The organism is Streptomyces sp. NPDC006197, assembly GCF_040613865.1.
Classification (GTDB): domain Bacteria; phylum Actinomycetota; class Actinomycetes; order Streptomycetales; family Streptomycetaceae; genus Streptomyces.
Map to the genome: position 1 here is coordinate 1 of NZ_JBEXSZ010000099.1, position 22,740 is coordinate 22,740.

Here is a 22,740-nt window from a genome sequence, read left to right on the forward strand (position 1 = left end):
ATGGGAGCGACGAGACGACATCCACGAGGCCTTCCTCGGCCTCGCCACCTGCCTGATCACCCACCGACACGTCCAACGCCTTTGTTAGGACCTCTAAGAGGCTTCGCGTGCCGCGTCCTTGCCGCGGCGGGTGACGTCGGAGCCGGTGTAGCCGGGCAGGTGCTGGCAGAACAGGGTGTTGATCGACCCGAAGGTCCGCTCCACGATGCCTTTGGCTGTGGGGGCGAACGGCGGTGCGGCCTGCACGCTGATCCCGAGTGCTTCGCAGGCGCCCGTGAACGCCTTCGACAGGAACACCTTTCCCCGGTCCACCACCACGGTTTCGGGCACCACCACCGGCCGGGCGGCTGCCCCGCGAAGACGTTCGTCCAAGGAAAGCAGACGCTTGGCCGGCAGGCCGCGCTGTGCGTGAAGCGCAGCACGTCAGGCCACGCCGGGCGTGCCGGATGCGGCACCGCCATCTCCGCCAGCAGCAGAGCGGCGTCAACCGCCTGCGTTCCGGCTGGGCACAGCACCGCCGCCAGGATCGCCCTCGAGGCGACATCTACAGCGATCGTGAGTTCCGGCCGGCCCACGCTGCCGTCGTCGAACCGTGCGAGGACGTCCAGGCGGGTGGTGTCGATCTGTACCTGCTCCCCGGGCCGCAATGCCACGGTCGGGGTGAATCCGCGTCCGTCGTCGGTGACCGGCACTGTCCGTACCCGGTGGCCGGATGGTCCGCCGGGTGGGCGATCTCATGGACGAGGCGGTAGAAGGTGGCCCGCGACGGCATCGTCACGGCACCCTTGTGCCGGTCGTCGAGGAGGCGTGCGACCAGGGGCATCAGCCCTTTGACGGTGCCCTTGGATCGCCCCCGCTGCCCGCGCAGTACTTCTCTGATCGCGGCCACGACCCGCTCGTCCTGGCGCCCGCCACTGTTTCGCCCTCGTGTGGAACGGTGGTCCACCAGCCCCCACAGGCCCTGTTTGCGGTAGGCCAGCCGCATCTTCTGCACCGTCCTGTCCGACACCCGTGCAAAGCCCAGCGCCGTCAGCTCAGCGGCTTTGGCGCGTTCGCGCTCGGCCAGCGTCCACCTTTGTGGGTCGTACTCGGCCCGCATCACCCCGCCGCTGTCCGGTCCGCCAGGCAATCCGCACTCGACCTCCCTGATGTGCCGCAGCCAAGCCATCGCTTTCTCCCGCGCTGCCACAGGGGCGGTCTCGAACAGCCCCCACTGCGGCACCGCCTGCACCGGCTCCGCACCCAGGACCGCGAAGCCCGGGTCGGCGAACAGGTGCCCGGCGAGCACCACCTGGTCCGCGCCGCCCTCATCGACCAGGTGTAAGCCCTGCCGGGAAGGGCCACGACCTGCCACCGCGCCCCGCCGAAACGGACCTGCGCCCCGACCTCCACCACCGGCCGTCCACGGCGCCGAACCCCGCTCACCCTGCCTCCCGGGTGCCCGCACCAGCCCTGAAGCCGTATCTGCTGCTGTCCCCTATGCCCGGCAATCCGAGTCCGCCCCCGGACGCAGGGGCCTGGACCAGGACGCGTTCGTGCAGCGGCACATCGATCGCTGCCACCAGCAGTCCCGCCCACAGGGCGTGGAATGCGACGGGCAACACCTCGATCGGATCACCGACCGCTGCCACCCCCTCAATGAGAGGACGCGGCTGCTCGAATTCGTCCACCACCGCCTCCAGCAGCCCCGTTCTTCCCCGACGCCGCGGATGTCGGTAGCCGGCCAGCCACTTCAGATTCGCTGCCGCCACCTCGTCCAGCGGCGCCAGACGCCGGTAGCCCCAGCCGATCTCCTCACACGCCGCGCCCACCGCTTCGGCGGCGGCCAGGGCCCGCTCACCGCCGGCATCGGGACGGCTGGGACAGTCGGCCAGCAGGGCAGTGCCGTCTCAGTACCGGGCGAAGAGCTGCGGCACCCAGGACCGCACCAGCCCACGGGAGTTGCGCCACAACAGCCGCACTGGCCGCCCCGCCAGAACCCGTCACGTCCGGGGCCCGGTCCAGGACCATCAGCTGGATACGCATCGCGTTCGATCCGGCCGCCACGTGCCGCCCGGTCGTGGCCGACCACCACAGACCCGGTCCCCACCGTCGTCCCGGGACCACCGGGAACGCCGACACCGGATCAAGGTCTTCGAACGCCACTGCCACGGCGGCATCCGCCCACCGCTGCTGCACTGCCTGCCCGACGGGGTCGAGGAAGACTGCTTCGAACCCGGCCCCGATGTTCACGTCCACCGGTCCTGGCCTGCCGCCATGATGAGGATCTTTGAAAACGGCTGTGGCGGATATTTCGTGACGGTCACCGTGCCATCCGACACAAGGGCGCCGCCGCGTAGGGTCAGCGCCATGGCTGACAGTTTCGATGTAGCTGAGGCACTGGCTGGCGGGTGCCCGGCGCGGGCGGATGCATGGGCATTCGTCCGAGGCTTTGCTGCTGCCTGGTCCACCCCGGTGTCGCCGGCTGATGGGTTCACATCGGCTGATGTGCAGCAAGCTGAGGACCGTCTCGGGTTGCGTCTCCCAGTCGCTCTCAGGGAGGCGTATGCATTGTTCGGTCGACGGCGTGACCTGGTTGCGCAGCAGAATCCGTTGCTGGAGCCGGACGAGCTGCTGGTCGACCCTTCCGGTGAACTGTTGGTGTTCCGCAGCGAGAACCAGGGCTGCGCCGGGTGGGGTGTGGCCTTGGCCGATCTTTCCCGTGAGGATCCACCGGTCGCCCTGTTCGGTGATCGCCTGCCGGGTTCCAGCCGACTTGACTTCCTCGACCGCTTGTCGCTGGCCTGTGTGGAAACCGTCCTGAGCGAAGCCGCCACGGCCGGTGGGGCTGTGGGCCGCACCTGTCAGGCAACGCCCGAGGTGGTTGCCTGTCTGGAGGAGCAGTTCGCTCAGGTTGCTTTGCCGCCGTATCCAGCGTGGTTCGAGCCCATGGGACCGCCCGTTCGCTGGTTCTCTGCCGCTGGTTTGCTGCTCTGTCTGGAGCCCGGCTTGGAAGGGATGGACCTCGTTGTCACCGGCAGGACGGCGGCTGACGTCCAAGGGGCAGTCGAAGCCATTCCCGGTCCCTGGCCGCCCGCAGACCCTCCAGTAACTGAGGTGGTTGACGATCGCGAGTGGGTTCTGCCGTTCTGACGCTCACGGCGGCTGAGCGAGGACCGGCGTGCGCAGGAGGGCGAAGGATGCTCTCCCGTATGACCGGCGTTTGATGAGCTTGATGCGTGTGACCTGGCCTTCGACGGGGCCGGAGCTCCAGGGCAGGGTGAGGCCGTTGACGACGGCGTCCCAGTCGTTCTGGAGGAAGGCGGCGAAGCCCCGGACCGGCTGTGGTCCTTGGCCGAGGGCTCGGGTCATCCAGCCGGTGAGGTCCTGACCTCGGCGTTCGCGGGCGATAGCGCTGAACTCGTGGGCAAGGTCGCGGGCAGTGGCCAGGTCGGGGCAGGCGTCCAGGATTCGGTCGAGTTGTTCGCGCTGGCTGTCGGTCAGGCTCTCCGGGCGCCGCATGATCCAGGTGGTGATCCGGCGTGGGCTCGGAATCGGCCGCGGTGGTTCGGGGATGGCGGTGCCGGCGCGGAGGGTCGCGATGTACTTGGTGACCACGACGCGGCTGCCGCGGTAGCCGCGTTCCCGGATCTCACGGAAGAGGGCTGCGGCGTTGGTCGCGCCGCCGCGGAAGCGGTGTTGCAGGTAGGGCTTGAAGCGGTTGATGTGGCCGTTCGGGCGGCGCTCGCGAGCCGAGGCGAGGATCTGGTCGAGGTCGGTGGTGAGGTAGTGGCGGACAGTCTTGCGGTCCCGGCCCAGGCGGTCGGCGATTCGACTGATCGTCCAGCCGCGTTCGCGCAGTTGGTGGATGTCGCTGTGCCATTGGCGGACGCGGGCCAGGAGCTGGCCGTCCGGTGGGTCGCTCGGTTCCGGTGGTCCGATCAGCGCGGCCAGGGACGCCGGGTCTGAAGGCTCCTGCGGCTGGTCAGTCTCGGCGTCTTTACGCAGGCAGACGCGGTGCTGGTGGGCGGTTCGTTCGACGGCACGGGCCAGCGAGTGCAGCAGGTGCCACCTGTCCGCGACCTGGATCGCGTCGGGTGCCGCGCGGGCGGCGGCCTGGCTGAAGGTGCTGCACCGATCCCGGCAGATGACCTCGATCTCGGGGTGGTCGGCGAGCCAGGAGGCCACGGTGTCCGCGGTGCGGTCGGGCAGGAGGTCGATGGGCCGGCGTGTTTCGACGTCGATGAGGACGGTGCCGTAGGTCGCGCCCCTGCGGAACGCGAACTCGTCGATCCCCAGCACCCTGACCTAGGCAGACGCTGGGTCCGGAAGTCGCCGTAGTTCGCCGAGGATCACGTCCCGGCTCGTCCGCACCGGCAGGTAGCCGGCGAGCCGGGCACCGGCCCGGCCGCCGACCGCCAGCCCAATCGCCTGCACCATCCGGGCGAGGGCCGCCGTCCTGCGCTGGTACCGCGATGTCAGGTCCCGTACCTGTTCAGTCATCGTCCGGCGGGAGCACAGGCCGTTGTCACAGAAGAACCGGCGGACCCGCAGCCGCAGCAGCACCCGCCGACCGCCCAGCGGGCGGTCGGCCAGGCGCCGCATGTACGTGCTGTGCACGCGTGAGGCGGTCACACCGCACGAAGGACATGCCACCGTCCGCTGCCGAGCATGCAGATCAATCCACACCGCGTCCCCAACGACGCCCACCGCGTCGATGCCCAGCCCCGCTACGTCCGGCCACACCAGGTCCCAGAACTGTTCGTCCCCCACGAACACCATGCTGATGAACGGACATTGTCAGGCATGGCGGATGTTTAGAACTGACCGTCACGAAATATCCGCCACAGCCGTTTTCAGAGAGCGTCATCAACCCGGCAATGCCGAAGTCCGCGACCGCCGGTCGGCCCTGGTAGTGGAGGAGGTTGTCCGGCTTGATGTCCCGGTGCGAGATGTCTCGCACGGCCAGCTCGGCCAGAGTGCCGGCCACGTGCCGGATCGCCTCTACCACCTCCCGCAGTTCGGCCGGCCGGCCCCCAGGGCTGAGAACGTCACGCAGGTTCTTGGCTTTCGGCATGACGAACCACTGCGGTGGATCCTGCGGATCGGCATCGAGCACCGGCACGATCCCCGCGACCTGGTCCTGGGTCAGCTGTTGCATGCGCCGCACCTCCTCCTGGAAGCGCTGCTGGGTCGTCTTGTTGATCTTGCCGCCGTTGCCCGGCCGCGGTGACTTCAGCACGCCTTGCGTTCCGTCCTCGTGCCGCACGAAGTGGACGTGCCCGAAGGAATTCACAGCACGGATATCACGCCAGGGTCCCCACGAACGGGGGGGCAGTTGCAGACATGCCAGGCAATTTAGAGCAGTAGAAGCACCGTCTGTTCCCTCTTCTGCCGGTTGCTGCCCAAACCATTCAGAGCAGGCCCGCGCCCGGCCCCGCACCGGAGCGGGAGAGCACGTAGCCGATCCCGCGTGCGCCAGCCGGGAGAGAACCAGGCGCACAGACGGGCACGGTCCGATAATGCCGTTATGCCTGGCAGTCGCGAGCTCGTGGAGACCAACGTCCGTATCCCACCCTGCGCGTTGAAGGCGCTAGCCGCCGTCATGGTGCGGGAGGGCGCCTCCAGGGATGCGACGGTTCGCCGCTTGCTGGCCGAGCACGTGGAGCGCCAGGAGCCGGCGCACCCCGAGGACAGGCTGACGCACATCTCCACCGTCCTGCGCTATCCGCGCCCGCCCCGCGGGCGCAAGCAACCGCGCCCCGGCACACCGCTGCGGCTGCGGCTGCCCGCCGGCCTGGCCGACAGAGCTCGCGCGGTCTCCCTCCATCTGCCGGGGCAGTACCCCCGCGCCCACCGCGACTACCAGAGCCGGGCCCTGACCGATGCGGTGATGACCGCCATCGCCTACGCCGAGCCGTTCACGGACGACGTCCTGGGCGGTCTGCTCCCACTTCTGCGCCACCGCGCGGCGCGCAATCTGTGGCGGCTGGCCTCCGTCGCTCTGTGCACGCGTCCGGAGGTCCACCTCCTGCACGCTGCCGAGAAGCTGCGCGACGGCATGGAAGGAGGGCCTGCACGGGGCCTGGACCTCGAGCAGCAGCGGCTGCTGGACACCGTCGCGGCCCTGGAGGAAGACGTCGCCTGGCACTCCCCGGCCCGCTTCATCGTGGCGGCCAACATCGCGCGCGAACGGCTCACCGGCCCCCGGGCCGAGGCGAACGAGCGGATGCTCTACGAGGAGGGCGAGGACTTCGACGACCTGTACCGCGACACCCTTCACGCCCGGGAGGACAGGCGCCAGAAGCTGCTGCAGGGGATGGCGGACTACGACTGGTCCGGACGCGGCGGGACCGCGGTCTGGCGGGCCGAACGCCAGGTGACCCTGCAGCACGTCGAGGACTGGCTGGTCGACCGCACCGGAAAAGCGCCCGCACAGATGCAGGCCACCCCGCCCGGCTGGATGTTGCTGCGCCCCGCCGCATGGACGGCCGCAGCACCCAACCTCACCCGGGACGGACAGCTCCCGCAGCCGTTTCCCCAGTGGCTCCGCGAAGGCCGCGTCCTCACCTTCCCCTACCGCAACAGGCAGGCCCTGTGGCCCCTCCAGCGCGCCCCAGGCTGGGAGCCCATTCCCGGCATCGAGGCGCTGCTCGCCCCCGCCCGGAACCTGCCCGCCGAGAAGGTACTCGGCTACATCGAGGCCCTGCTCATCGAATGGAACCACCAGTTCGACCCCGAGGAGGAACCCGCCTTCCACAGCGTCCTTGAGATCCCCGCCGGCCGCGCCCACGACATCGGCCTGATCACCGCAGAGGAACGCCGGGCCGCGATGGCCGAGGCGCGCGAGATGACCTTGCGCGGCATGGACGAGGTCATCGCCCGCTTCGAGGACGACAGCGTCGACACCGAGTCCCTCCAGCACCTGCGAGCAGTCCGGGGAAGCTTCAGCGAGTTCAGACGCCAGGCCAAGCGGATCGACGCACGCGTCGCATCCCGGCTCCAGGTCACCAGGGCGCTGTGGCAGTGGCCGGGACGTTCAGCCGCCGCTGAGCTCTGCGCCGGCTCCTCCACCGACCTCGTGCAGTGGCTGGCCGCCGTCGTCCACGAACGCAGCGCACTGATCCTGGAGCTGGCGATGCACGAGGCATGGCAGGACGCCTTCGACCGCTATGGCCGCAGAGACCGCGCCACCGGCGCCTGGGCCCACGGCCGGGTGTGACACCCACCGATACAACTCCTGCTCTTCGCTGCGCTCAACTGGGTGCAGGCCGAGCAACAACGCCCGGCCTCATGACACCCAGCGAACCGCACGCGCACACCCACATCAGGGGGAAGATCCGCATGACCCATCCGAACCGACCACTGATCTACTTCGTCGCCACCGGCATCAGCTTCCTTGTCCTGGCCCTGATCGGCGCCCCGTGGTGGCTGACCGCCCTTGCCTTCGCCGGCTTCGTCCTCGGCCTGATCGTCACCGTTGTCCAGTCTGTCTTTCCCCAGGAGTCCGAGCACCGGCTGGCCTGGTGGCGGGCCCGCTGGAACCACCAGAGGCGCCGCAGGTGACGTGAGTCGGTGCCGGGCGCGGGCCGGGTGTCGGTGCGGGATACGAAGGTGGAGGCAGGGACCTGGCGCAGGAGCTGCTGCGCGGCCGGCCCTCCAAACCGCGACGGCCCCGCCCTGGCCCGACCACGTCTACGCCGAACTGGTTGGAGTGCGGGCATCGCGGCCCCGTACGGTGAAGCCGTAATCGAACGAACACGGCGCTTCGCACAAGGCAGTGCCCACACCACCACGGGGGAGCAGATGACGATCAACAATCCGCCTGTTCAGCGACGAGGCGTCTGCGGTGATGAGCCCCCTGCCAGGCCCAGGGCGGCGCCTGCAGCGGCCACTGGAAACCCTAGTCTGGCAGGCCCCACCAGCCCTGGAGGCGAGCAAGACCCGAGCTGACCGCGCCCGAAAGGCCGTCCGCACCGCTGCGGCCCCGGCGGACCTCGCAGATGGCCCGGCATGCCGGACCCGCAGCCGTGGGCAGAGGTCTGCGACCGTCCGCCGGTACGCCGCCTACGCGCCCGGGGCGGCCCGGCGTTGCAGGTGCCCGATCTCGACCTGTTCTGTGGTGCCGTCGGCGTACTGGACGGTGCAGCGCTCTCCCGGCGGCGCACCGCACTTGGGACAGGTGCCCACGGGCTTGCGCGGCCCCGGGGCCCGCTTCTTCGGCGGCGGGGCCGCGTAGGTGTTCTTCGACGAAGCGGGACGCGGGGGGCGCTCGGGCCGTGCCTTGGGATCGCATCGGCCGTGCACCGGCTTGTTGCGGGCGCGGCCGCGTTCCCAGCTGTAGAGGACCCGGTCCTTGATCGCGTAGCCGCAGATGGCGCATACCGTCGGGCCCTTGCTGCGCCGGGCAGGGACCGTGGCCTTCGCCTTCTTCGCGGGCTCGGTCACCACCGTGCCGTCCGCCCGTCTCACGGTGACCTCGGAAGCCGGAGTGACGTCGTAGGACTGCAGGTTGGGCTTGGCGGTGTAGGTCTGGCCCTTCCGCCCGCCCCGGCGGGCACCACCTCGTGTCATGGCGCAGAGCGTAGGGCACAACCCGCCAGACCCGAAGGTTCCCATGCCAACGACCGGACCGCGCAGACACGTGCCCGGCGGCGCACGCCGAAGCCCGCGCGCCGGGGCGAAGACGCGCATCATGGGAGCCCGGACCGCGAATCTGCCCGCCCTCCGGCCTGTGCGACGTTATGCAGCCCGCTGAAATCGCCACGTTGTCGGTGCCCAGGAGCACAATGAGGAGAAGTCGCCCTTCTGGAGCAACTGGAGCAGGATGGACCGACGCCTCATCCAGACCGCGGTCTTCGGCAGCCCCGACTCTGACGAGCCGGCCCTGTGCCCCGAAACCCCCGAAGATCTGGAAGCCTTCCGCCGTGAGCACACCGGCGTCACCATCTGGTGCGGAACCCAGTTCGAAGGCGGCTGCGGCCGACAGCTGACAACCCGCCTGTGCACCGACAAGATCTGCCACTTCGCCCATTACGGAAGCGGCGGCACGGACAGCCCCTGCGGCCGCAAGAACCGCGGCAAGGACGACGCCAATCACCTCTTCGCCAAAACCCACCTGAGGTCGTGGCTGCGCACCCAGGGCGTCGAGGCCGAGCTCACCTTCCCCGAACCTCTGGGGTCCGCCGTCATGGTCCGCCTCCCCGACGGGCGGACGATCTTCGTCCACCTCGACCGGAACCGGCCCGTCACCTGGGATCCGGCCAGGTGGGAGACCATCCTGGGCCCCGGCGTCCGCGACGCCCACGCCCTTATCCAGCGCGGCTACCTTCACCGGGTGCGCTTCGTTGACCGCCCCGGCGGCGGCCGCGTCATGCAGTTCGGCACCGAGATCCACGGCCGGGGCACGGACCACTGGGACGCCCTGGACGACATCGTCCTGACCCCCGCTGGCCTCGCCTCTAAGACCAGGCCCGCCGCCGGGACTCCGGCCCCCACTCCGCGGGCGGTGGAGGCTCCGGCTGGCCGGGAGATCGTCACCATCACCCGCGGCACTGCCCGCGACCCCCGGCGCACCGACCCCGTCCACGAACTGCTGCGCCACCTCGACATCGACCACGACAGCCCCAGGAAGATCAAGGACGTCATCGAGGCGATCCCGCGCCTTTTGGAGACGGACCTGCATCCGGACGACGCCAACCGGCTGCGTGTCGCCCTGCCCCGGTGCCTGCGGCGGCTGGAGACGCACGCGCAGCGCCGGCAGAAGGTAGTTCAGCAGCTGAGGGAGAAGCCGACGGAGGCCCTGTACTACGTAGCCGTCGGTCTGCTGGAGGACGACCCCGACGCCTCGCAGGAGGAGAAGGATGTCGTCGCTGCCCTCACAGCCCGCATGGAAAAAGCGCGCGCCGAGAAGCAAGCCGCCCAGCTCGCCGCCCGAGAGCGCGCACGGGAGGAAAAACGCCGCGCCGAGCAAGAACAATTTGAAACACGGCTCCAGGAGATGGCTGACAGGCAGGAAGCCATGGAACGGGAGCGGGCCGCCAAGACTGCCGCCGTCGCCGAGCAGGCAAGCCAGCGGGCCCGCGCCGAGAAGGTGGGAGCCCTCGCCCCGGCCGTCCGCGGCGCTCTGAAGAAGGCGGCCCGCGAAAACCGCGGCACCACTTGGCCCGAACTTCGCGACAAGACCGGCCTGCACCAGCTCGGCCGCCTCGACCACAGCGACAAAGTCGAACTCCTCGCCCTGGTGGAAGCCGACACCACCCCCGAAGACCCCCTCCTGTCCACCCTTCTTGCCGCAGACGACGACAGCGCCTCCCTGAACCTCCACCGCGACATCTCACGGCTCCTCGGCCGCCCCCTGCCCTCCAGCGACACCGATCTCATCGACCAACTCGCCCACGACCGGAACCAGCTGCACGACCGGCGATGAACACCGGCTGCCGCGCCCCAGGCCCGGCAGCCGGCCGCACCCAGCGATCGACAGCACCCTGTGGGGACGCCACACCCCGCCCGCCGACGAGCTCACGCGGCCAACCACGTTCGTCACCATCAACACGGCGCTGACCGCCTCCCCCCGCCTGACCCGCCCGTCGGCGGTGACCGGCACTCCCGCACGGCCGCCGGCGCAGTGTTCGTACGACGGGCCCGGACCTCCCGAGTTGGAGGTCCGGGCCCGTCGTCGTGCAGCCACAGAGGCAGGAACGGGATGGTTTAAGCCGGTTTCACGCGGACTGGTCTGCGAATCGCCGGACTCTATCCACAGGGCCACGCATTTAAAACGGGAGGTGTCCGCTTCTGGGTGTGGGGTGCCCGGACACGCACCGAAAGGGCACGACCGATGGCTCAGACGAAGTTCGACAAGATGGTGGAAGAGGAAGTCGAGGCCCTCGCGCTCGGGATCGGCAGGTTCCTTTCAGGGCGTCCGCTGCGCGGGGAACGCCCGACGGACGCGACGTTCTTCCGTGCGGGCCGCCGCGTCCTGCCGGACGTCGAGGAGCGCCGTATCCCGCGCTCCGCCTACCGGGCCGGCTGGCAGCGCCTGGCCTCCCGCCTCGCCAGCCTGGGCGCGACGGGCGGGGTGGGCTATTGGGCCCCGTGGGAGCACCAGGAGGAGACCTTCACCCTCGCCCGCGACCTGTGGGCCAACCCCGACCCGGTGCTCGACACCCTGCAGTCCGGCGGCATCGGCGCGGGTTGCGCGCTGACCGCCGGCGGTATCGCCTACGGGCTGCTGACCCGCAGGCGCCGGGAGTTCATGCGCGAGTGGATGATCCCTCTGCACGAGGCGCTCGCCGTGCCGCTGGGCATCTCGGAGCTGACCGACCCGCGCCGCTACCTTCACATGCTCAGGAACTTTGCCGACGACGCCGAGATACGCATCGACGTGCCCGCCCATATGCGGTTCAGCGAGGACCTGGTCACCGACCTCGTCAAGAAGAAGCTCGCCCTGGAAAACGTCTCCTTCACCTGGCAGCGCGCGGGCAGGAACACGCACGTCGTCGTCAAGAAGCGCAAGACCCCGCCCAAGATGCTGCGCCTGTCCGACCCCCGGGGTGCGCGAGATCCTGGCGAAGATGCCCGAGTCCGCGCCGCTGATCGGCTTCGGCGCGGGCAAGACGAAGGTCTCTGTCGATCTGGACGCCGACTCCCTGCACGTCCTGATCTCCGCGGGCACCGGCACGCTCGCCGCCCCGACCACGCTGCTGCTCGGCCTCTACGACCAGGACCGCCGCCTGCACAACGTCGGCCGCAGCACGGGGCTGTCCGCAGCGGTCCGTCGGGTCCTGCCGGACGGCTGTGCGCCCCGGGGGCCGAGCACCCGTGGCAGGGGCGCAGGTTCACGGTGGGGTGGGGCAGCCGGGAAGTGCTTGACGCCGTTCTGGTGGCGCCGGCGGTGGTGCTGGAGGTGAGCGCCGATGTCGCCCACGACAGCGCCGGGCGGTGGCGCCACCCGGTACGGCCTCACCAGGTGCGCACCGATCTCGACGGCCGGCGCCCCGCTGTTCGGCCAGGCGGATCCTGGTGCGGCCGTCTCTGAGGTGTCCGCCCGCTGGGCGGGGCTGGCCCTGTCGGCGGGCGGACCCGGGTGGGTCTAGAGCCCGTGGAAGTCGGGGAGCTTGGTGTGCACCGTGAGATTGTCGTTCTCAAGGAGCCGGAGGCCGGCGTCACGTCCGGCGATGTCGGTGATCTTCCATTCCACGACGAGTTTGCCCTGGCCTTCGCAGGCCCAGACGCCGCCGGTGGAGAAGCCGGATCCGGGGCGCAGGAGTTCGCTGCTGCCCTTGCAGATCAGGTCGTCCTTGCTGGTGCTGTCGTCGTCGTAGAGCTCGGCCTGCAGGACCCATCCGGTGGTGGCCGGGGCACCCTTGAGCATGATCATGTTGTTGTTCTTGTTGTCCCAGTTGCCGTTCTTGGGCAGGTCGCCGACCTGCTTGCCGCGGTTGAGCGGGGCATCCTTCTCGCACACCCGTACCGGGCTCTTCTGGGGCGCGGTGAAGTAGGTGAACGTCTTGCCGGCCTGGATGACGCTGACGCTGCCGTAGACCTCGGCGCAGTTGTCGTCGTCGATAGTCCCTTGGATGTCGACGAGGTATACGTTCTCGATGGTCAGAGCATAGGTGCCCTCCGGGTGCTCCTCGCTGGTGAGCTCGGCGAGCTTGGGTACCTGGATTTCCTTTTTGGACATGGAGGGTGCTCCGTTCACGAAGAGTGTGGGGATGAAAGCGTCGCGTGTTTTCCCCCGCGGGTGGCGAAGCCACTCCGGTCATCGACCATCAGGTGGATTGGCGGTCCGAGTCGCCGTTCCGCCGTCGGGGCGCCTTCGGAGGGGCTGGTAGGTAACGGTGCGAGGGGTGGGGCGGCCTTGTGGGGGCGGGCACCGGCCGGTGCCGGGGACGCCCTGCCGCCGGGCGGGTGGATTCCTGATCCGGGGTGCGGGGCGGAGTGCGCCCGGAGCGCGTGGCCGTGGCGGGCGCGCTTTCGCGCTTCCGGCCGGCTGGTTCGCTCCCTGCTACGGGCGGAAGGGTTGTTGTCACCCTGTGGTCAGGTTCGCTGACGACGCGGAGGGTGGTGGTGGCCGGTGGTCGGGCGGGTGAACGGCGACGGTGGTGCGACCTCGTCCACGCGCGTGGCCACGGCTCCTGGCGCACTTCCGGTTCTCGGGCACGGACTGCGCCTGGCACGTGATCCGCTGGCGTTCTTGTCCTCGCTGCCCACGCACGGGGACGTGGTGTGGATCGGTCTGGGTCCGCACCGGGTGCTCATGGTGTGCGATCCGGTGCTGACCCGCCAGGTGCTGTTGGACATGCGGACGTTCGACAAGGGAGGCCCGTTCTTCGACCGGATCGGGGAGGCGGTCGGCGACGGCGTCGGCACCTGCCCGGCTGGCGAGCATCCGCGGCTTCGCCGCCGGTGCCAGCCGTCCTTCCACTCCGGCCGCATGCCCGCCTACGCCCAGGTGATGGCGGACTCGGCCGCCCAGGTCACGGCCGCCTGGAAGGACGGCGAGGTCATCGACGTCGGCCGGCAGACCGACCTGCTGGCCACGTGCACCCTGGTGCGGGCGATGTTCTCCGCAGCGCCCAACGAGCGGCTGCACGAAGAAGCGATCGAGGACGTCACCGTCGTGCTGCGCGGCATCCTGCGCCGCACGTTCCTGCCCGAGGTGTTGAACCGGGTCCCCCTTCCGGCGAACCGGTGCTACGAGCGGGCCCTGGCCCGGCTGCGGGAGCGGGTGAGCGGGATCGTCGCCGCCCGGCGGGCCGATCCCGCCGACCACGCGGACCTGCTGTCCGCGCTGCTGACACCCGACGACCCGGCCCACCCGCAGCCGGGCCCGCCGCTGACCGAGCAGGAAGTGGCCGACCAGGTGATGACCTTCTTCATCGCCGGCACCCGGACCACGGCCGCCACCCTCGCCTGGGCCATGTACGCGCTGGCAACTCACCCCCGGGAGCAGACCGGCGTCCAGGAGGAAGCGGACCAGTACCTGGCCGGGCAAGCGGCCGACCAGGCTTTGCCGAGCACGCTCGCGGTCACCGAGCGCGTCATCACCGAGACCTTGCGGTTGTACTCTCCCGGCTGGCTGATGACCCGCCTCGTAACCCGCGACACCGTGATCGGACACACCCCCGTCCCGGCCGGAACCATGGTCGCCCTCAGCCCCTGGATCATCCACCACCGCCCGGACCTGCACCCGCAACCGGAACGCTTCGACACCGACCGCTGGGTTACACCACCCGCCCGCGAAGCCTTCCTCCCCTTCGGCGCCGGGGCCCGCAAGTGCATCGGCGACCGCTTCGCCCTCACCCAGGTCACCGTCGCTCTCACCCACATTGCCTCCCGCTGGCGCCTGGCCCCGGCCGGCCGCCCACCCCAGGTCGTGCCCGGTGCGGCCCTGTTCCCCCGAGGCATGCGCCTGCAGGTCCACGCCCGCCCCACCGCTCCTCATGGATGAGCCCGCGACCGGCCTCTGGCACTCTCCCGGCGCCCACGCGGTCCGCGAGGAGGTGGAGACCTGCCTGCGATCCTTCCTCGCTGACCGCGCCCCGCACCCGGGAACCCACGAACCGGCACTGTCACCGGAGCTGCTTCAGGTGCTGACCGGCTACCTGTTCCCGGGCGGCAAGCGGCTGCGCCCGCTGCTGTGCGTCACGGGATGGCGCGCGGCCGGCGGCCGCGGCAGACCCGACGAGCTGACCGCCTGCGCGGCGGCGCTGGAGATGTTCCACACCTTCACCCTGCTCCACGACGACGTCATGGACGACAGCGCGCACCGCCGAGGCCGGCCCACCGCGCACCGGGCCCTGGCCGCCCTCCACCCCGGGCGCCCCGACGCCGACCGGCTCGGAGTGAGCGGCGCCATCCTGCTCGGCGACCTGGCCCTGGCCTGGTCTGACCGGCTCCTGCGCAGCGCCGGCCTGACCCCGCGACAGCTGCGCGCCGCGGGCACCGTGGTGGACGCGATGCGAGAGGCCACTGTGCGCGGGCAGTACGCCGACCTGGTCACCGCCGCCACCGGCATCACGGACGAACGGCACGCGATGGCCATCGCCCGCGACAAGACCGCCAAGTACACCGTCGAGGGGCCGCTGCACCTCGGCGCGGTCCTCGCCGGCGCCGACCCCATTCTGCTGCGGCACCTGTCCGCGTTCGCCCTTCCTCTCGGCGAGGCCTTTCAACTCCGCGACGACCTGCACGCGGTCTTCGAGGAACCCGGCCGCGCGGGCGAACCGCCCTCCGAGGACCTGCGCGACGGCAAATGCACCCTGCTGACCGTCCTGGCCCTGCGCCGAGCCGACCCGGCCCAACGCGATCGTCTGCTGTGCCTGCTGGGCGACCGCAGCCTGGACGACGCCGGAGCCGCCGAAGCCCGCCGGCTGCTGGAAGCCACCGGCGCCCGCCGCCTCGTCGAGCAACGCGTCACCGAGCTGCGCACGCGCGCACGCGCCGCCGTCCATCACGCCGCTCTCCCGCCCGACTCGGCTGCGGAACTGCTCGGCTGGGCCGACCACCTCACCACATCTCCCAGCCGCCCGCGCCACGGCGAAGACGACGATCAGGGATTCCCGCCATGACCAGCGTCCGCTTCGCCCTGCCCGACCTGCCCTGCCCCTTCGCCTCGGCCTTCACCCACTGCCCCCACCCCCACGCCGAGGCCGCCGAGCGGGAAGTACTGGCGCACCTGCGCCACCGCGCGATGCCGCCCGGCTTTCAGAAGACCCTCGCCGGAATCCGGCTCGGCGAGTTCACCGGCCGCCTCCACCCCACCGCCTCGCCCGAGGGTTTGCGGCTGCTCATGCTGAACAGCGTGCTGTTCAGCCTGCACGACGACTGGGCCGGCGAACCGGCCCCGGACGGCCGACCGCGTCACGCCGCCGCGCTCACCGCCGCCCACGACCGCACCCTGGACGTCCTCGACGGCGCACCGCTGACCCCGCACGATGCCCCGCTCGCCCACGTGGCCTCACTCATCGCCCATGCCCTGCGCCGCCTCGACCCCGGCCACCACGCCGCGCGCTACCGCACCGCCCTGCGCGCATACCTGCAGGCCCACCTCTGGGAAGTCGACCTGCAACGCCACCACCGCACACCCTCCCTCAGCGAGTACCGGCACCTGCGCCCCCACCTCCTGGGCATCCGGCCGCTGACCGCACTCCTGCCCCTGGCCACCGGCAACCCGGTCCCCGACCACCTCCTGGACCACCCCGTCGTCAGCGCCCTGCACCACATCCTCGACAACCACCACGTCCTGGTGAACGACCTGTTCTCCCTCGCCAAGGAACTGGGGACCGAACGGCCGGTCAACATCGTCCTGGTGCTCTGCGCCGAACAGGGCCTGACCCTCCAACAGGCCATCGACGCGGCCGCCCGCGCCCTCGCCGAAGAACAGCAGGCTTACCTCCAGCTCAAGGACACGCTGCCCCGTCTGCACCTGGACCACCCGGCCCTGCTGCGCCACCTCGGCGACCTCGAACGCCTTGCGGCCGACGCCATCGCCTGGCACACCGCAGCCCCCCGCTACCACCACGCGTCCACCGACCGCGAGGACGGCCCATGAGCACCCACTCAGCAGCCGTCCGCGACCAGGCACTGCACCGCCTGCGGACCCTGGTCGGCGAACTCGGCACCGGCGGCGGTGTCCTCACCCCCTCCGTGTACGACACCGCCCGCGTTGCCGCCCTGTTGCCCCACCGTCCGCACACCGGCGAGCTCCTCGACTGGCTCGCCTCCCGGCAGCACCCCGACGGCGGCTGGGGCACCCCACACATACCCCAAGCGCGCGACCTCCCCACCCTCGCCGCCGTCCTCGCCCTCCACCGCAGCCCGGCCCACCGCGACGCCGCGCACAGCGGCGCGACCTTCCTGCGCCGCCACGCCCCGGCCCACTGGGGCGGCACACCCGGCCACGACATCCCCGTCGCCGTGGAGGTCCTGCTGCCCCCGCTCCTGTACGAGGCCCGCACCGCCGGGCTCGCCGTGCCCGTCGCCCCCTACCGAGCCCTGTGCGACCTCGGCGAACACCGACGCCGGCTCATCGCCCGCCGGGCACCACACCCGCCGGGCACTGCGCCCCTGCACTCCTGGGAAGGGTGGGGTACCGCCACCGACGGCCTGCCTGTCGACGGCAGCGGCGGCATCGGGCACAGCCCCGCCGCCACCGCAGCAGCCCTGAGACAAAGCACCCAACCCCCCGGGGCCGGCCGTCTCGAGGACTACCTCACACGAGCGGCCACCGCCGCCCGCGCGCCCCTGCTGCCCACGGTCTGGCCGATCGGCAACTTCGAACGCACCTGGGTCCTCCACGCCCTCGCCCTGGCTGGCCTGCTCCACCATCCCCTGCTCGCCGACGTCTGCGCCCGCCAGCTCGACCTCCTCCAGGCATCGCTGACCTCGGACGGGATCGGGATGAGCCACCACTTCACGGCCGACGGCGACATCACCGCCACCGCCGTCGTCGTCCTCGCCCTCGCCGGACGCCCGGTCGGCACCACCGCGGTCGACCGCTTCCGACACCAGGACCACTACCGCACCTACCCCAACGAGCTCCAGCCCTCGCTGACCACCACCGCCCACGCCCTGCACGCCCACACTGCCGCGCAGCCACCGCACCAGACCGCCGAGGCGCCCGAGCCTGTCCGGCGCCTCCTGCTCGAACGCCAAGGCCCCGACGGGCGGTGGGACCGCGACAAGTGGCACACCTCCTGGATCTACACCACCGCCCAGGTCGTCACCGCACTGCCCGAGGGCCCGGCCGCCCGACGCGCCGTCCGAGCCCTCCTCCAGGCCCAGCACCCGGACGGCGGCTGGGGCGCCAGCCCTCGGGCCACCGCGGGCGAGACCGGATACGCCGTCCTCGCCCTCCACACCGCCGCCCCGCACAGCCCTGCGTCCATCGCAGCCCTCCACCGCGCCGCCGACTGGCTCACCCGCTGGCACGACACCCGCAGGCCCTGCGACTGCCGCCTATGGACCGGCAAAGAGCCCTACTGCCCCACCCGCGTCGACTACGCGGTCGCTCTTACGGCACTCACTGTTGCTGGGCTCTGACAGCCGGATCAGCAGTGGACAGCGGACAGATCGGACCCTGTCCATAACTTCGGCTCCCCGGCCCAGCCTGGCCGCAGACCGGACCGTGGTGGCGTGAGTGGGGGCCCACCCTTCACAGACAGCGGGCCTACCCCTTGAGGACGGGCCCGCTGTCATGTCCGGCTACGGCCTTCGGCTGACGAACTGCTCCCACCGGTGCTGCCAGTCGGCGTGCTCCGGGGCCTCCGGGGCGGGCACGTTCCGCAGGTCCCCGGGGAGCTCGGTCTCCTCCGGTCCCCAGATCGCGTCGTTGAACCAGCAGGCCCACTGGACCTCGCGCCCGGAGTTGACGACGACGGCGGCGATGGTGCCGCCGTCGGCCAGGGCGCCCTCGTCCACGGCGGTGCGGCCGCGCTCGATCGCCTTCTCCTTGCTGCGGTAGAGCGCGGTGGACCGGCCGTGGGGCGGCTCCTTGCCGGTGATGGTGTAGAGGACCCAGTGGGTGCCGACGGTCTCGGGCCACCGCTTGCGGGCCGCCTGCCGCGACAGGCCACCAGCAGCCTCACCGAGCTCGGTGTAGCTCGCACCGGCCCGGCCGGCACGGGCAGCGGCGTCGTCGACCAGCTGGCGCGTGGCGAAGCCGACCTCGGCGGCGACCTCCATGTAGATGAGGTGGAGCCGCCTGGCCGCCGCCGAGGTCGGGGCGAGCGCGTTCACGCTGTGAGGGCCCTCGTTCGCGCCGTACCCCAGGCGCCTTCTGGTCTCGTGCCAGAGCATGTCGCGCACCTTGAGCGCGAACTGGCCCCGCTCTTCGTCGCCAAGCGGGACGCAGTACGGCCGGGGCCGCCCCCTTCGTTTTCGTTGCCCGGAGGCGGGAGCGGCCGGACTCAGTCGGCATGGCTGCGGTCGGCGGCCTGGGCTTCGGCGAACGTGCCGTAGTCGGTCGATCGGTCGATCAGGGTGAAGTCCATGTCCCCGGCGGTGAACCGGCTGGTGTAGTAGTGCCCGGTGGCGGCCTTGGGCTGCAGCCCGGTCACTGCGATCCGGCAGGCTCCCTCGTGCCGGGGGCTGCGCTGCTGGTGTTCCACGCGGGGCGTGTTGTCGTACAGGAAGCCGATCTCGGCGGTGCCCGAGTTCTCGGGGGCGGCGAGCGTGGCGTTGCTCGAGCGGGAGGTGCTCTCCTTCGTGCGGAGCGTGGCGTGCAGGCTCCAGAAGGTCTGCTCGATCGTCATGTACGTGGTGATCGGGCCCCGGTTTCCTCCCTCGGGGATGTGGCTTTCCGGACTCGGTGCCAGCATGACGCGCCAGGTGCCGGTGACCCACGGGCGCCCGGTGAAGCGGTGGATGACGGGCCAGTGCCAGGCCCACTTGTCGAAGACGACGGTGCCGTAGCCCACGAGGGCCGGGATGTAGGCGAAGAGGTACCGGAACTCGGACGGGTAGAGGCCCAGGACGAGCAGGACGACCGTGTAGAGGGTGGCGGCGATGGTGGCGCCGGTGCGGATGGTGGTCGCGGTGTTCATCGTCAGCCTTCGTAGTTGAGGTAGTACCAGGCGCCCTCGATCAGCTCGCGGGCGTCCTTCTCCGTCCACTTTTGACCCTCGCCGAACACCTTCTTGATCCCGTTCGGCTCCACCATGCGCTGAGAGCTGAACCAGGCTCCCGTGAGCTGCCGGTAGACCTCTCGCAGGCTCTCGCGGACCACTTCGTCCAGGCTGTCGACGCCGAGCATGACGCGGTCCGGGACGTTGTAGATCAGGCACTCGGAGAAGTACGACGGAAGGGCCGTGATCACGCCCTCGGAGGCGAGGTCGTTCTCGACGTTCTTCAGCACCCGCACGGCGAACTTGTACCGGTACTTGGTGTTGGTGTTCTTCGTGCGGCCGTTGGCCAGCTGGAGCTCGGGCCAGTTGATGACACGCTTGCCGTTGCGCCCGTAGACGACGCTGCCCACGTACTCGCCGCCGGGCGCCGTGGTGTCGTAGGCCACCCACTTGAAGCACGGCACCACGTCGATGCTGGGACGGCTGCCGACAACCTCCGGAACGTACAAGGCGAGGTTGTGGTCCGTGTCCACCGAGCCGAAGTGGTTGGTGAGCGCGTCCTCGACCTCCTGGCGGAGCTTCTGCCGGGTCCACGGCCCCGCGTAACTGGCCTGCTGCCCGAACCACCAAGCCGCCAGCCCCTCCGTGTGGAAGGGGTCGTTGAGTTTCACCATGATGTCGACGTCGCTGTCACCGCGGACGTTGGTGTTGTTGGGATACGAGCCCTTCGACGCCACCGTGATGTCGAGCCCCTGGAACGGCTCGTGTCGGGCCACCGCCTGTTTCACCATGCGCTCGGCGCGCTCCAGCCGGAGCTGTTCGGAAGCACCCGGAGGGTTCCTCCACTTGTTGATCAAAGAGATCCGCTGGTCATACGTCAGCTGTCGTGCCATGAACACCTCCAGGCTCCGGCGCGCCTGCGCCGGCCAACAGGGTACGAGCGGGCACCGACAGCGACATACAAGTATATCCGCGCGGGCGCTCAAGGCAGAGCCGGAAGGGCCGGGGTGCTTGCCAGCGCGGCGGCGGAGCGGCTCGACATCCCAGGGGCCTACCGGCCCCGGCGACGTCCCCCGGGGCCCGGCCCTATGGAGTCGTACGGTCGACGACGGCCCGGCTACGGCGTCAACGACCGAGCGGACTTCAGTCGTCTTCGCCCGGCGGCTCGGCGTGCAGGCAGTACACGCACTTGGACGCCTCATCGGCGCGGCCCATGCACCGCCGGCAGGTGCCGCGTTCCCGGACCGGGCCGCGGCCGTCCGCGCATCCCGGGCAGGTCATCACCGGCTGCTGGAAGCCGAAGCTGAGCACCCAGCCGTCGCCCTCTGCCGCCTTGCGTGCCAACTGGGAGACATCGTTCGCGGAGCGCTCGTCTCCGTCGTTGCCGGTCTCCACCGCCAGATAGACGGCGAGGCAGTCGTCCGTGTCGCAGACGACGGCTACTCCTGTAGGCATGCAGTCTTCTCCTCGGTCGTCCGGCGGGGTCAGCGGTTGTTGCGGTAGGCGATGATGCCGCCGGCGACCAGGCCGCGGCCGCGGGCCGTGCGGAACTCCTCCAACCTCTTGGCGTCGGTGTACGTCACCGGCGAGCTACCGGGCGGGGTGCGCACGCCGAGCTGCGGGCCGTAGAAGCACACCGCGTACCCGTGGTGCAGGGCGGCGGAGTACCAGTCGGGCGAGGCGGGGACGGTGATGCGGGAGTAGACGCCGCCGTCGGGAGAACGCAGCTCGATCCGGTCATCGGCCAGCCGGTGGAGGGCCCAGCCGGGGATGGTTCGCAGATCGGCGACGCCACGGGGGAAGCGCCGCATCCCTAACGCGATGGCGCCCTCCACCTGGATCTCGGCCGGTGCTCTCCCCGGGAGCCGGGACATCATCGCGCGCTCGGGCTCGAAGAGGGCCACCGGCATCGGGTCCTCGCCGTCGGTGGTCTGCAGGGTGCCGGTGTCCAGGTCGATCCCGGTGGCGACCTGCCCCAGCCCGAGCGAGGAGGAGTTCATGTAGAGCAGCCGGCCGTGGTCGTCGACGTTGTTGCTCAGCTGCTCCCCGGCCGCCAGGATCTCCGCCTGGCTGACGGCCCGGTCGTCGATGTGGAACCGCTGACGCGGCGGCTGGTTGCTCCGCTGCTTCTTGGGCTTGAACCGTCCCATTGAGGCACCCCCCTTGGTGTGTGATCAGCCAAGCCTCAGCCAGGCGCGAGCGGCGGCACAAGACCGCCTCCCGCCAACCGCGGCCGAACGGCACGAGGCCCCCAACAGCGCCGGGGGCCTCGCCGGGGGACGGTGCCGGTCAGGGCGAAGCCCCCGCCGAGATCTCGCCTGACAGCGCCCCGGCCGGGGAGGTGCCCTTGACGCCGGTTCGGGCCTGCGGGACGGTCAGCGCGCAACTGTGCGCAACCGACTCGACAGGGGAGTACGTGATGACGCTACGGTTCGTCGGGATCGACCCCAACACCGGCGGAGAGGGATCACCGACGGTCTGGGTGGAAGAGGAGAGCGCGGACCTGGTCCTCCAGGGCGAGGAAGCCGACGCCCTCCTCAAGAACCTGGTCGGGTCCACCGAGTGGGTGGCGAGCCACAAGACGGGGCTCCCCGCGCACGAGCGGGTGATCCGGATTCCGGCCCGCATGGTGCCGATTCTGAGGGAGGCGTGCGATGCCGCTGAACGCACAGCAGCTGAACACCGCGACGTTCGCTGAACTGCTCGCCGACACCCACCACACGGCAGTCCACCTGGAGATGCGCGACCAGTACGCCGTCGGCGACGAGACGGACGACTACGCCGCCTTCCTCCGGACCGGCGTCCCGAACCTCGACCCGGCCCGCTCGTTCTGGCCCCAGTGGACGCCGCTCGTGAGGGACGCGGTCGCCCGCGGCGTGGTGATGCGCCGCGCCCGGATCGTCTCCGAGCCGGTCACCGACTACATCCGCTACAAGCACGCCATCACCCCACTCAATCTCCAAGCCGGAGAGGACGTGCGCTGGCTGCCCCGCCGTCACGCCTCCTGTTGCGGGTCGTTCAGGGTGATCACTGTTGAAGGCGCTGACCTGTGCGTTGCTCACTCCGGTGAGCGCAAAGATGGCCACGAGCTTCGGCCTGCCGCTGGTATAGAGACCGGAGAGGGAGGCTCGTGAGCTGGTTCTCTATATCGTCCGTGCATGACTGCTCAGCTAGGAGCGGAAGCTGCTCA

Annotated in this window: 24 protein-coding genes and 1 pseudogene; 11 read left to right on the forward strand and 14 right to left on the reverse strand. The window is 70.5% G+C overall.

Features of this window, described 5'->3' with window-relative positions:
- Positions 1–93 precede the first annotated feature (93 nt).
- From ABZ318_RS26620 to ABZ318_RS26635, 4 genes and pseudogenes are all read right to left on the reverse strand, one after another.
- A complete protein-coding gene (locus ABZ318_RS26620; RefSeq protein ID WP_356904997.1) occupies positions 94–372 on the reverse strand; it encodes a hypothetical protein in 279 nt (92 codons plus the stop codon).
- A gap of 172 nt (positions 373–544) precedes the next feature.
- The gene (locus ABZ318_RS26625; RefSeq protein ID WP_356904998.1) at positions 545–1,291 is read right to left on the reverse strand and encodes a hypothetical protein; all 747 of its coding nucleotides are present in this window, start codon (positions 1,289–1,291) and stop codon (positions 545–547) included.
- 130 nt (positions 1,292–1,421) lie between these two features.
- A pseudogene (locus ABZ318_RS26630) lies at positions 1,422–2,232 on the reverse strand (TnsA-like heteromeric transposase endonuclease subunit).
- Positions 2,229–2,351 (reverse strand): hypothetical protein, encoded by a 123-nt coding sequence (locus tag ABZ318_RS26635; protein ID WP_356904999.1) that lies wholly within the window; start codon positions 2,349–2,351, stop codon positions 2,229–2,231. The pseudogene ABZ318_RS26630 and the gene ABZ318_RS26635 overlap by 4 nt, the downstream one beginning before the upstream one ends.
- On the opposite strand from ABZ318_RS26635, the gene ABZ318_RS26640 reads away from it, so the two are divergent.
- Positions 2,350–3,132, forward strand: a complete 783-nt coding sequence (locus ABZ318_RS26640; protein WP_356905000.1) for an SMI1/KNR4 family protein — start codon at positions 2,350–2,352, stop codon at positions 3,130–3,132. The two genes, ABZ318_RS26635 and ABZ318_RS26640, sit on opposite strands and share 2 nt — an antisense overlap.
- Before the next feature lie 3 nt (positions 3,133–3,135).
- On the opposite strand, the gene ABZ318_RS26645 is transcribed toward ABZ318_RS26640, so the two are convergent.
- Genes ABZ318_RS26645 through ABZ318_RS26655 form a run of 3 tightly spaced genes read right to left on the reverse strand, consistent with a single transcriptional unit; the run spans position 3,136 to position 5,275 of the window.
- Entirely contained in the window at positions 3,136–4,281 is a 1,146-nt protein-coding gene (locus ABZ318_RS26645; protein WP_356905001.1) for an ISL3 family transposase, read from the reverse strand.
- Positions 4,282–4,287: 6 nt separating this feature from the next.
- A complete protein-coding gene (locus ABZ318_RS26650; RefSeq protein WP_356905003.1) occupies positions 4,288–4,761 on the reverse strand; it encodes a transposase family protein in 474 nt (157 codons plus the stop codon).
- Entirely contained in the window at positions 4,658–5,275 is a 618-nt protein-coding gene (locus ABZ318_RS26655) for a protein kinase (protein ID WP_356905004.1), read from the reverse strand. Before ABZ318_RS26655 ends, ABZ318_RS26650 begins: the two co-directional genes overlap by 104 nt.
- 351 nt (positions 5,276–5,626) lie before the next feature.
- On the opposite strand from ABZ318_RS26655, the gene ABZ318_RS26660 reads away from it, so the two are divergent.
- Both ABZ318_RS26660 and ABZ318_RS26665 read left to right on the forward strand, forming a co-directional pair.
- Positions 5,627–7,201 (forward strand): hypothetical protein, encoded by a 1,575-nt coding sequence (locus ABZ318_RS26660; protein ID WP_356905005.1) that lies wholly within the window; start codon positions 5,627–5,629, stop codon positions 7,199–7,201.
- A 122-nt stretch (positions 7,202–7,323) separates the two neighbouring features.
- Positions 7,324–7,545, forward strand: coding sequence for a hypothetical protein (locus tag ABZ318_RS26665; RefSeq protein WP_356905006.1), 222 nt, complete (start codon positions 7,324–7,326; stop codon positions 7,543–7,545).
- Positions 7,546–8,046: 501 nt separating this feature from the next.
- Here the strand turns inward: ABZ318_RS26665 and ABZ318_RS26670 are convergent.
- Complete coding sequence (locus ABZ318_RS26670) at positions 8,047–8,553, reverse strand: hypothetical protein (RefSeq protein WP_356905007.1); 507 nt, start codon at positions 8,551–8,553, stop codon at positions 8,047–8,049.
- 253 nt (positions 8,554–8,806) lie between these two features.
- Between ABZ318_RS26670 and ABZ318_RS26675 the strand changes: the two genes are divergently transcribed.
- Positions 8,807–10,408 (forward strand): hypothetical protein, encoded by a 1,602-nt coding sequence (locus ABZ318_RS26675; RefSeq protein WP_356905008.1) that lies wholly within the window; start codon positions 8,807–8,809, stop codon positions 10,406–10,408.
- A 408-nt stretch (positions 10,409–10,816) separates the two neighbouring features.
- On the forward strand, positions 10,817–12,016 hold the full coding sequence (locus ABZ318_RS26680; protein ID WP_356905009.1) for a hypothetical protein: 1,200 nt from the start codon (positions 10,817–10,819) through the stop codon (positions 12,014–12,016).
- 54 nt (positions 12,017–12,070) lie between these two features.
- Here ABZ318_RS26680 and ABZ318_RS26685 read toward each other — a convergent pair whose 3' ends face one another.
- Positions 12,071–12,664, reverse strand: coding sequence for a hypothetical protein (locus tag ABZ318_RS26685; protein WP_356905010.1), 594 nt, complete (start codon positions 12,662–12,664; stop codon positions 12,071–12,073).
- A 441-nt stretch (positions 12,665–13,105) separates the two neighbouring features.
- Here ABZ318_RS26685 and ABZ318_RS26690 point away from each other — a divergent pair, with 441 nt between their 5' ends.
- The 4 genes from ABZ318_RS26690 to ABZ318_RS26705 are packed head-to-tail and all read left to right on the forward strand — an operon-like array spanning position 13,106 to position 18,027.
- A complete protein-coding gene (locus tag ABZ318_RS26690) occupies positions 13,106–14,434 on the forward strand; it encodes a cytochrome P450 (protein ID WP_356905011.1) in 1,329 nt (442 codons plus the stop codon).
- Positions 14,427–15,554, forward strand: a complete 1,128-nt coding sequence (locus ABZ318_RS26695; RefSeq protein ID WP_356905012.1) for a polyprenyl synthetase family protein — start codon at positions 14,427–14,429, stop codon at positions 15,552–15,554. The genes ABZ318_RS26690 and ABZ318_RS26695 overlap by 8 nt, the downstream gene beginning before the upstream one ends.
- Positions 15,551–16,537 (forward strand): terpene synthase family protein, encoded by a 987-nt coding sequence (locus ABZ318_RS26700; protein ID WP_356905013.1) that lies wholly within the window; start codon positions 15,551–15,553, stop codon positions 16,535–16,537. Before ABZ318_RS26695 ends, ABZ318_RS26700 begins: the two co-directional genes overlap by 4 nt.
- Positions 16,534–18,027: a prenyltransferase/squalene oxidase repeat-containing protein gene (locus tag ABZ318_RS26705; RefSeq protein WP_356905014.1), complete on the forward strand. Its 1,494-nt coding sequence runs from the start codon at positions 16,534–16,536 to the stop codon at positions 18,025–18,027. The genes ABZ318_RS26700 and ABZ318_RS26705 overlap by 4 nt, the downstream gene beginning before the upstream one ends.
- Positions 18,028–18,189: 162 nt before the next feature.
- Here the strand turns inward: ABZ318_RS26705 and ABZ318_RS26710 are convergent, their stop codons facing one another.
- From ABZ318_RS26710 to ABZ318_RS26730, 5 genes are all read right to left on the reverse strand, one after another.
- Positions 18,190–18,783, reverse strand: coding sequence for a hypothetical protein (locus ABZ318_RS26710; protein WP_356905015.1), 594 nt, complete (start codon positions 18,781–18,783; stop codon positions 18,190–18,192).
- Between the two features lie 110 nt (positions 18,784–18,893).
- Positions 18,894–19,529 carry a hypothetical protein gene (locus tag ABZ318_RS26715; protein ID WP_356905016.1) on the reverse strand — a complete coding sequence of 212 codons (636 nt, stop codon included), beginning with the start codon at positions 19,527–19,529 and terminating at the stop codon, positions 18,894–18,896.
- A gap of 2 nt (positions 19,530–19,531) precedes the next feature.
- Positions 19,532–20,443, reverse strand: a complete 912-nt coding sequence (locus ABZ318_RS26720) for a nucleotidyltransferase (RefSeq protein WP_356905018.1) — start codon at positions 20,441–20,443, stop codon at positions 19,532–19,534.
- Positions 20,444–20,693: 250 nt separating this feature from the next.
- Positions 20,694–21,005: a hypothetical protein gene (locus ABZ318_RS26725; RefSeq protein ID WP_356905019.1), complete on the reverse strand. Its 312-nt coding sequence runs from the start codon at positions 21,003–21,005 to the stop codon at positions 20,694–20,696.
- Positions 21,006–21,034: 29 nt separating this feature from the next.
- Positions 21,035–21,700, reverse strand: a complete 666-nt coding sequence (locus ABZ318_RS26730; RefSeq protein WP_356905020.1) for a hypothetical protein — start codon at positions 21,698–21,700, stop codon at positions 21,035–21,037.
- Positions 21,701–21,969: 269 nt separating this feature from the next.
- Here ABZ318_RS26730 and ABZ318_RS26735 point away from each other — a divergent pair, with 269 nt between their 5' ends.
- On the forward strand, positions 21,970–22,248 hold the full coding sequence (locus tag ABZ318_RS26735; RefSeq protein ID WP_356905027.1) for a hypothetical protein: 279 nt from the start codon (positions 21,970–21,972) through the stop codon (positions 22,246–22,248).
- The gene (locus tag ABZ318_RS26740) at positions 22,205–22,684 is read left to right on the forward strand and encodes a DUF6879 family protein (protein ID WP_356905021.1); all 480 of its coding nucleotides are present in this window, start codon (positions 22,205–22,207) and stop codon (positions 22,682–22,684) included. The genes ABZ318_RS26735 and ABZ318_RS26740 overlap by 44 nt, the downstream gene beginning before the upstream one ends.
- Positions 22,685–22,740 lie beyond the last annotated feature (56 nt).

Coding starts and splice junctions, on each gene's coding strand:
- ABZ318_RS26640 (WP_356905000.1), top strand. CDS start 2,350: ATGGCTGACAGTTTCGATGTAGCTGAGGCACTGGCTGGCGGGTGCCCG.
- ABZ318_RS26635 (WP_356904999.1), bottom strand. CDS start 2,351: ATGGCGCTGACCCTACGCGGCGGCGCCCTTGTGTCGGATGGCACGGTG.
- ABZ318_RS26650 (WP_356905003.1), bottom strand. CDS start 4,761: ATGGTGTTCGTGGGGGACGAACAGTTCTGGGACCTGGTGTGGCCGGAC.
- ABZ318_RS26665 (WP_356905006.1), top strand. CDS start 7,324: ATGACCCATCCGAACCGACCACTGATCTACTTCGTCGCCACCGGCATC.
- ABZ318_RS26670 (WP_356905007.1), bottom strand. CDS start 8,553: ATGACACGAGGTGGTGCCCGCCGGGGCGGGCGGAAGGGCCAGACCTAC.
- ABZ318_RS26675 (WP_356905008.1), top strand. CDS start 8,807: ATGGACCGACGCCTCATCCAGACCGCGGTCTTCGGCAGCCCCGACTCT.
- ABZ318_RS26680 (WP_356905009.1), top strand. CDS start 10,817: ATGGCTCAGACGAAGTTCGACAAGATGGTGGAAGAGGAAGTCGAGGCC.
- ABZ318_RS26685 (WP_356905010.1), bottom strand. CDS start 12,664: ATGTCCAAAAAGGAAATCCAGGTACCCAAGCTCGCCGAGCTCACCAGC.
- ABZ318_RS26695 (WP_356905012.1), top strand. CDS start 14,427: ATGGATGAGCCCGCGACCGGCCTCTGGCACTCTCCCGGCGCCCACGCG.
- ABZ318_RS26700 (WP_356905013.1), top strand. CDS start 15,551: ATGACCAGCGTCCGCTTCGCCCTGCCCGACCTGCCCTGCCCCTTCGCC.
- ABZ318_RS26705 (WP_356905014.1), top strand. CDS start 16,534: ATGAGCACCCACTCAGCAGCCGTCCGCGACCAGGCACTGCACCGCCTG.
- ABZ318_RS26710 (WP_356905015.1), bottom strand. CDS start 18,783: ATGCTCTGGCACGAGACCAGAAGGCGCCTGGGGTACGGCGCGAACGAG.
- ABZ318_RS26715 (WP_356905016.1), bottom strand. CDS start 19,529: ATGAACACCGCGACCACCATCCGCACCGGCGCCACCATCGCCGCCACC.
- ABZ318_RS26720 (WP_356905018.1), bottom strand. CDS start 20,443: ATGGCACGACAGCTGACGTATGACCAGCGGATCTCTTTGATCAACAAG.
- ABZ318_RS26725 (WP_356905019.1), bottom strand. CDS start 21,005: ATGCCTACAGGAGTAGCCGTCGTCTGCGACACGGACGACTGCCTCGCC.
- ABZ318_RS26730 (WP_356905020.1), bottom strand. CDS start 21,700: ATGGGACGGTTCAAGCCCAAGAAGCAGCGGAGCAACCAGCCGCCGCGT.
- ABZ318_RS26735 (WP_356905027.1), top strand. CDS start 21,970: ATGACGCTACGGTTCGTCGGGATCGACCCCAACACCGGCGGAGAGGGA.
- ABZ318_RS26740 (WP_356905021.1), top strand. CDS start 22,205: ATGCCGCTGAACGCACAGCAGCTGAACACCGCGACGTTCGCTGAACTG.